7 protein-coding genes and 2 pseudogenes are annotated in these 6,717 nt (G+C 71.1%); 6 read left to right on the forward strand and 3 right to left on the reverse strand.

Annotation, left to right across the window (positions count from 1 at the left end; translation table 11 throughout):
- The 6 genes and pseudogenes from JNW89_RS23015 to JNW89_RS23040 all read left to right on the forward strand — a co-directional run.
- Window positions 1-702: pseudogene (locus JNW89_RS23015) on the forward strand (NAD(P)/FAD-dependent oxidoreductase); the annotation flags it as partial.
- Window positions 702-1,904, forward strand: a complete 1,203-nt coding sequence (locus JNW89_RS23020; protein WP_238450466.1) for a saccharopine dehydrogenase family protein — start codon at window positions 702-704, stop codon at window positions 1,902-1,904. The pseudogene JNW89_RS23015 and the gene JNW89_RS23020, both read left to right, overlap by 1 nt.
- Window positions 1,901-2,914 (forward strand): agmatinase, encoded by a 1,014-nt coding sequence (speB, locus tag JNW89_RS23025; protein ID WP_238450467.1) that lies wholly within the window; start codon window positions 1,901-1,903, stop codon window positions 2,912-2,914. Before JNW89_RS23020 ends, speB begins: the two co-directional genes overlap by 4 nt.
- A 182-nt stretch (window positions 2,915-3,096) precedes the next feature.
- Window positions 3,097-3,828, forward strand: a complete 732-nt coding sequence (locus JNW89_RS23030) for a LamG-like jellyroll fold domain-containing protein (protein ID WP_238450468.1) — start codon at window positions 3,097-3,099, stop codon at window positions 3,826-3,828.
- Between the two features lie 105 nt (window positions 3,829-3,933).
- A complete protein-coding gene (locus JNW89_RS23035; protein ID WP_238450469.1) occupies window positions 3,934-4,329 on the forward strand; it encodes a type II toxin-antitoxin system RelE/ParE family toxin in 396 nt (131 codons plus the stop codon).
- Window positions 4,326-4,637, forward strand: a complete 312-nt coding sequence (locus JNW89_RS23040) for a helix-turn-helix domain-containing protein (protein ID WP_238450470.1) — start codon at window positions 4,326-4,328, stop codon at window positions 4,635-4,637. Before JNW89_RS23035 ends, JNW89_RS23040 begins: the two co-directional genes overlap by 4 nt.
- A gap of 42 nt (window positions 4,638-4,679) precedes the next feature.
- Here JNW89_RS23040 and JNW89_RS23045 read toward each other — a convergent pair whose 3' ends face one another.
- From JNW89_RS23045 to JNW89_RS23055, 3 genes and pseudogenes are all read right to left on the reverse strand, one after another.
- Complete coding sequence (locus JNW89_RS23045; protein WP_238450471.1) at window positions 4,680-5,027, reverse strand: DUF779 domain-containing protein; 348 nt, start codon at window positions 5,025-5,027, stop codon at window positions 4,680-4,682.
- Window positions 5,027-6,532 carry an aldehyde dehydrogenase gene (gene adh / locus JNW89_RS23050; RefSeq protein WP_238450472.1) on the reverse strand — a complete coding sequence of 502 codons (1,506 nt, stop codon included), beginning with the start codon at window positions 6,530-6,532 and terminating at the stop codon, window positions 5,027-5,029. The genes JNW89_RS23045 and adh overlap by 1 nt, the downstream gene beginning before the upstream one ends.
- A gap of 38 nt (window positions 6,533-6,570) precedes the next feature.
- A pseudogene (locus JNW89_RS23055) lies at window positions 6,571-6,717 on the reverse strand (transcriptional regulator); the annotation flags it as partial.

Below are 6,717 nucleotides of genomic sequence, written 5' to 3' on the forward strand. Positions count from 1 at the left end.
GCCGGGGACGGTGCGGGCCCGGCAGGTGGTGCTCGCCACCAACGCCTTCCCACCGCTGCTGCGCCGGCTGCGCGCCTGGCTCGTGCCGGTCTACGACTACGCCCTGATGACCGAGCCGCTGACCCCGGCGCAGCGGGACGCCATCGGCTGGCGCAACCGGCAGGGGCTGGCGGACACCGGCAACCAGTTCCACTACTACCGGATCACCGGCGACCAGCGGATCCTCTTCGGCGGCTACGACGCGGTCTACCACTACGGCAACCGGGTGGCACCGGAGCTGGAGCAGCGGCCAGCCACCTTCACCGCCCTCGCCGAACACTTCTTCACCACGTTCCCGCAGCTGGAGGGCTTGCGCTTCAGCCACCGCTGGGGCGGCGTGATCGACACCTGCACCCGGTTCTGCCCGTTCTTCGGCACCGCCTACGACGGCCGGCTGGCGTACGCGGCCGGCTACACCGGGCTCGGCGTCGGGGCCACCCGGTTCGGCGCGCGGGTGATGCTCGACCTGCTCAGCGGCGAGGAGACCCCGCTGACCCGGCTCGACCTGGTCCGCAGCACGCCGCTGCCGTTCCCGCCGAGCCCGTCCGGGCCGCCGGCATCAACCTCACCCGCTGGTCGCTCGCCCGCGCCGACGCGCGCGAGGGCCGGCGCAACGTCTGGCTCCGTACTCTCGATCGTCTTGGTTTGGGGTTTGATTCCTGATGCGCATCCTGCTCGTCGGCGCCGGTGGCGTCGGCTCCGCCGCTGTCGCCATCGCCGCCCGCCGTTCCTTCTTCGAGACCATGGTCGTCGCCGACTACGACCTCGGCCGCGCCGAGCGTGCCGTGGCCGGGCACGGTGACCGGTTCGTCGCCGCCACGGTGGACGCCTCCTCGGCCGACGCGGTCGCCGCGCTCTGCCGGGAGCACCGGATCACCCACGTGCTCAACGCGGTCGACCCGCGCTTCGTCATGCCGATCTTCGACGGCGCCTTCGCCGCCGGGGCCGACTACCTCGACATGGCCATGTCGCTGTCCCACCCGCACCCGTCCCGCCCCTACGCCGAGACCGGGGTGAAGCTCGGCGACGACCAGTTCGCCGTCGCCGACCGGTGGGCGGCGGCCGGCCGGCTGGCGCTCTGCGGCATCGGCATCGAGCCCGGCCTGTCGGACGTATTCGCCCGCTACGCCGCCGACGAGCTGTTCGACGAGATCGACGAGATCGGCGTCCGCGACGGCGCGAACCTCACCGTCGACGGCTACGACTTCGCACCGTCGTTCTCCATCTGGACCACCATCGAGGAGTGCCTGAACCCGCCGGTGATCTGGGAGGCCGACCGCGGCTGGTACACCACCGAGCCGTTCAGCGAGCCGGAAATCTTCGACTTCCCGGCGGGGATCGGCCCGGTCGAGTGCGTCAACGTCGAGCACGAGGAGGTGCTGCTGATCCCGCGCTGGGTGAAGGCGAAACGGGTCACCTTCAAGTACGGCCTGGGCGACGAGTTCATCGAGGTGCTGAAGGCCCTGCACAAGGTCGGCCTCGACTCGACCGCGCCGGTCTCCGTCCGGGGCGTCGAGGTGTCGCCCCGGGACGTGGTGGCCGCCAGCCTGCCCGACCCGGCCACCCTGGGCGACCGGATGCGCGGCAAGACCTGCGCCGGCACCTGGGTCACCGGCACCGGCAAGGACGGGCGGCCGCGCGAGGTCTACCTCTACCACGTGGTCGACAACGAGTGGTCCATGCGGGAGTACGGCCACCAGGCCGTCGTCTGGCAGACCGCGGTGAACCCGGTGGTGGCCCTGGAACTGCTCGCCACCGGCGCCTGGTCGGGGACCGGGGTGATCGGCCCCGAGGCCCTGCCGCCCCGCCCCTTCCTCGACCTGCTCACCGGGTACGGCTCGCCGTGGGGGGTCCAGGAGCGATGAACCGCTACGGCCCGATGTACGGCCCCGACATCACCTTCCTCGGCGTGGACCGCTGCACCCTGGACGACCCCGCGTCGTACGCGGACGCCGACATCGTCATCGTCGGAGCGCCCTTCGACGGCGGCACCTCGCACCGGCCCGGCACCCGCTTCGGCCCGTCCGCCATCCGGCAGGCCTGCTACCTGCCGCACGACGGCTCCCGCCCGTCCCTGGCGATGCGCGTCGACGGGCTGCGCGACCTGCGGGTCTACGACGCCGGCGACGTGGAGATGTTCTCCGGCGACATCGAGCGGTCGCTGGCGTCGCTGGAGGCCGCCGTGTACGCCGTCGCCGCCGCCGGCGCAATCCCGATCGTCCTCGGCGGGGACCACTCCATCGCCCTGCCCGACGCCACCGGGGTCGCCCGGCAGCACGGGCTCGGCCGGGTGTCGCTGGTGCACTTCGACGCGCACGCCGACACCGGACACATCGAGTTCGGCTCGCTGCACGGGCACGGCCAGCCGATGCGCCGGCTCATCGAGTCCGGCGCGGTACGCGGCGACCGGTTCCTCCAGATCGGCCTGCGCGGCTACTGGCCCGACCCGCCCACCCTGGCGTGGATGGCCGCCCAGCGGATGCGCTCCTACGAGATGACCGAGCTGGTGTCGCGCGGCCTCGACACCTGCCTGTCGGAGGCCTTCACGATCGCGACCGACGAGTGCGAGGGAGTCTTCCTCTCCGTCGACGTGGACGTGGTCGACCCGGGCATGGCACCGGGCACCGGCACCCCCGAACCGGGCGGCCTGACCTCGCGGCAACTGCTCGACGCGGTCCGCCGGGTCTGCTACGAACTGCCCGTGGTCGGGGTGGACGTGGTCGAGGTCGCCCCGCCGTACGACCACGCCGACATCACCGCGTACCTGGGCAACCGGGTGGTCCTGGAGGCCCTGTCGGCCATCGCCCGCCGCCGCCGGGACGCGGCCGGCGGCCCGCCCTGGGACCCGCGACAGCCGCTACTGGACGGCCGTTGACCGACGCTCCCGCCACGAGCGTAGGAAACCTCGGTCCCCAAGGGTCGGTCGATGCCTTCAGCCTCGACAAGGATCGATCCCGGGCATTGACAGCGGTCGCACGGATGGTGATCATGTTGGGACGCTGCGGCCGTACGGGGGTCCGCAGCTTAAGTCCCTGGAGGACCGTCATGGGTCGTGCCATGTCCGCATTCGCCCTGGGTGTCACCGCCCTCGCCGCCGCCGTGCTGGTGGACACCGCACCCGCGTACGCCGCCACCGAGCAGCTGCGGCTGGACTTCGACGCCACGCCGACCGGGCAAATCGAGCCCGGCCCGTGGACGTCCGGCTGCTTCGCCGACGTCGCCACCCCCGGCGACTCCGGCTGCATCGCGGTGGGCGCCCCGGGCAGCATCTCGCGGGCGAGCCGCCCGAGCGGCACCGGCACCAGCCCGGCGATCGCCTTCCCCGCCTCGGGCAGCGCGGTGATCCAGGTGCCCGACGCCGCCAACCTCAACCCGGGCACGCAGGACTTCACGATCAGCACCCTGGTGAAGGTCACCGCCGGGCAGGTGACCAGCGGGGCGAACCTGATGCAGAAGGGCGTCTTCGCCGACCCGGCGCAGTGGAAGCTCCAGCTCGACAGCGGCAAGCCGGGCTGCCGGATCGCCGGCACGGGTGCCGACGGGGCTGCCTCGCTGCTGCTCACCGCCGACGCCTCCATCGCCGACCAGGGCTGGAAGTTCGTCCAGTGCAAGCGGCGCGGTGACGTGCTCAGCCTGATCGTCGGCACCGAGACGGTGAAGACCGCGACCGGCGCCACGATGGCCATCACCAGCACCGCGAAGGTGAACATCGGCGCCAAGGGCGCCGGGCTGACCAACAACGACCAGTTCCGCGGCGAGATGGACAACGCGGTCTTCAGCATCGGCTGACGACGCTCGACCTGTGGGCGGGCGCGGTGCCCGCCCACAGGTCGCGGCCGGCCGACACTGGCACTATCGTGGCGGCGGTTGTTTAGCCCAGGCTATAGTCGGGGGATGGTGGAGCAGACCAACCGGCGCTGGACCGTCCGCGTGACCAGCGAGGTGCGGCAGTGGCTGCGAGACCTACGGCGTGCCGATCCCGACACGTACCGGCGTGTAAGCGTCGCCGTCGACATGTTGGCGGAGGTCGGGCCGGGGCTGGGGCGTCCACTCGTGGACACTCTCCGAGGGTCCAGCATCAGCAACCTGAAGGAGTTGCGGCCTCGGTCCGGACGCGACGTGGCCGTCCGGGTGCTCTTCGCCTTCGACCCGTGGTCCCAGGCGGTGCTGCTGGTGGCGGGGAACAAGGCGCACAACTGGAGCCGCTGGTACGAGGAAAACATCCCGCTGGCGGAGATCACCTACAAGGCTTGGCTCGACCACGAGAGGCAGCGGAGGGGGGAGCAATGACCGAGTTCCACGACTGGAACGACGTCCGGGACCAACTCGGCGACGACGACGCTGAGTACGACAAGGAGCGTGCCCGCACCGAAGCGTGGGTGAGCGCGTTCCATCTGGCGGAGGAGCGCAAGCGTCTCGGGCTCACCCAGCGTCAGGTGGCGGAGTTGATGGGTGTGACGCCGGGACGGGTCAGCCAGATCGAGAACGGCGACCTCGACGTGAACGAGGTGGCCACGTTGAGCCGCTACGCGAATGCCCTCGGGGCGCGGCTGCGCATCATCTTCGACTACGGCAACGATCTGCGGCAGATCGCCTGACCAGCAGCGGTCCCGCCGTATCCGGCGGGACCGCTGCCGAGCTCAGGTGGCGAGCCGGGAACGGATGAGGAAGCGGACCCCGTCCGGCGCCTCCAGCGAGAACCCGCTGCCCCGCCCCGGCACCACGTCGACCGTCAACCTCGTGTGCTTCCACAACTCCCACTGGGCCGACGACATCCAGAACTCGACCGGCTCGGGCACCCCGTCGACGGCGAGCGACGCCAGCAGGACGTCCGACGATCCGGTGCGGAACTCGCCGGCCGGGTAGCACATCGGGGCGCTGCCGTCGCAGCAGCCGCCGGACTGGTGGAACATCAGCGGCCCGTGCCGCTCCCGCAGCGACCGGAGCACCTCGGCCGCCGCGGGGGTCACGGTCACGGTGTCGGCCATCAGAAGAAGCCGAGCTTCTTGGTGGAGTAGCTGACCAGCAGGTTCTTGGTCTGCTGGTAGTGCTCCAGCATCATCTTGTGGTTCTCCCGCCCGATGCCGGACTGCTTGTATCCGCCGAACGCGGCGTGCGCCGGGTACGCGTGGTAGCAGTTCGTCCAGACCCGCCCGGCCTGGATCGACCGCCCGGCCCGGTACGCGGTGTTCATGTCCCGGGTCCAGACGCCCGCGCCGAGGCCGTACAGGGTGTCGTTGGCGATCTTCACGGCGTCGTCTAGGTCGGCGAAGGAGGTCACCGATACCACCGGGCCGAAGATCTCCTCCTGGAAGATCCGCATCGAGTTGTCGCCCTCGAAGATCGTCGGCTGGACGTAGTAGCCGCCGGACAGTTCCCCGCCCAGATCCGCGCGGGCGCCGCCGGTCAGGACGCGAGCGCCCTCCTGGCGGCCGATGTCCAGGTAGGACAGGATCTTCTCCAGCTGGTCGTTGGAGGCCTGCGCGCCGACCATCGTGTCGGTGTCCAGCGGGTGGCCCTGCACGATCCGGCCGGTCCGCTCCACCGCCGCGGCGAGGAAGTCCGAGTAGTGGCCCTGCTGGATCAGCGCCCGGGACGGGCAGGTGCACACCTCGCCCTGGTTGAGGGCGAACATGGTGAAGCCTTCGAGCGCCTTGTCGTGGAAGTCGTCGTGGGCGGCGCTGACGTCGTCGAAGAAGATGTTCGGGCTCTTGCCGCCCAGCTCCAGGGTGACGGGTTTGATGTTCTCGCTGGCGTACTGCATGATCAGCCGCCCGGTGGTGGTCTCGCCGGTGAACGCCACCTTCGCCACCCGGGGCGAGGACGCCAGCGGCTTGCCCGCCTCGACGCCGAAGCCGTTGACGATGTTGACCACGCCGGGCGGCAGCAGGTCGGCCACCAGCGAGAGCCAGTAGTGGATCGACGCCGGGGTCTGCTCGGCGGGCTTGAGCACCACCGCGTTGCCGGCGGCCAGCGCCGGGGCGAGCTTCCAGACCGCCATCAGGATCGGGAAGTTCCACGGGATGATCTGCCCGACCACGCCGAGCGGCTCGTGGAAGTGGTACGCCACGGTGTCGTCGTCGATCTCGCCGAGGCTGCCCTCCTGGGCCCGGATCGCGCCGGCGAAGTACCGGAAGTGGTCGATCGCCAGCGGGATGTCGGCGGCCAGCGTCTCCCGTACCGGCTTGCCGTTCTCCCAGGTCTCGGCGATGGCGAGGGACTCCAGGTTCTCCTGCATCCGGTCGGCGATCCGGTTGAGGATCAGCGACCGTTCGGCGACCGAGGTGCGTCCCCAGGCGTCGGCGGCGCCGTGCGCGGCGTCGAGGGCCTTCTCGACGTCCTCGGCGGTGCCCCGGGCCACCTCGCAGAAGGTCTGACCGGTCACCGGGGTGGGGTTCTCGAAGTACTGCCCGCCGTGCGGCGTGACGTACTCGCCGCCGATGAAGTGGTCGTAGCGGGACTGCCAGTGGGTGGGGGCGTCGTAGCGCGTCATGGGTACCTCCGCCGTCCGTCAGGGGTGATGGCGGGACGCTAGTTTCCGCGACGTTGCAGCGACGTTGCGCGCTCCAGGTCGTACTCGGCGCAGAGCTGGCCGATGCGGGCCAGGGCGAGTGGCCGGCGCGGCGCGCCCGGCGGCAACGCCCGCGCCAGGGCCTGCCAGGCGGTGAGGTCGTCGGC

This window comes from Micromonospora sp. 4G55, assembly GCF_016803375.1.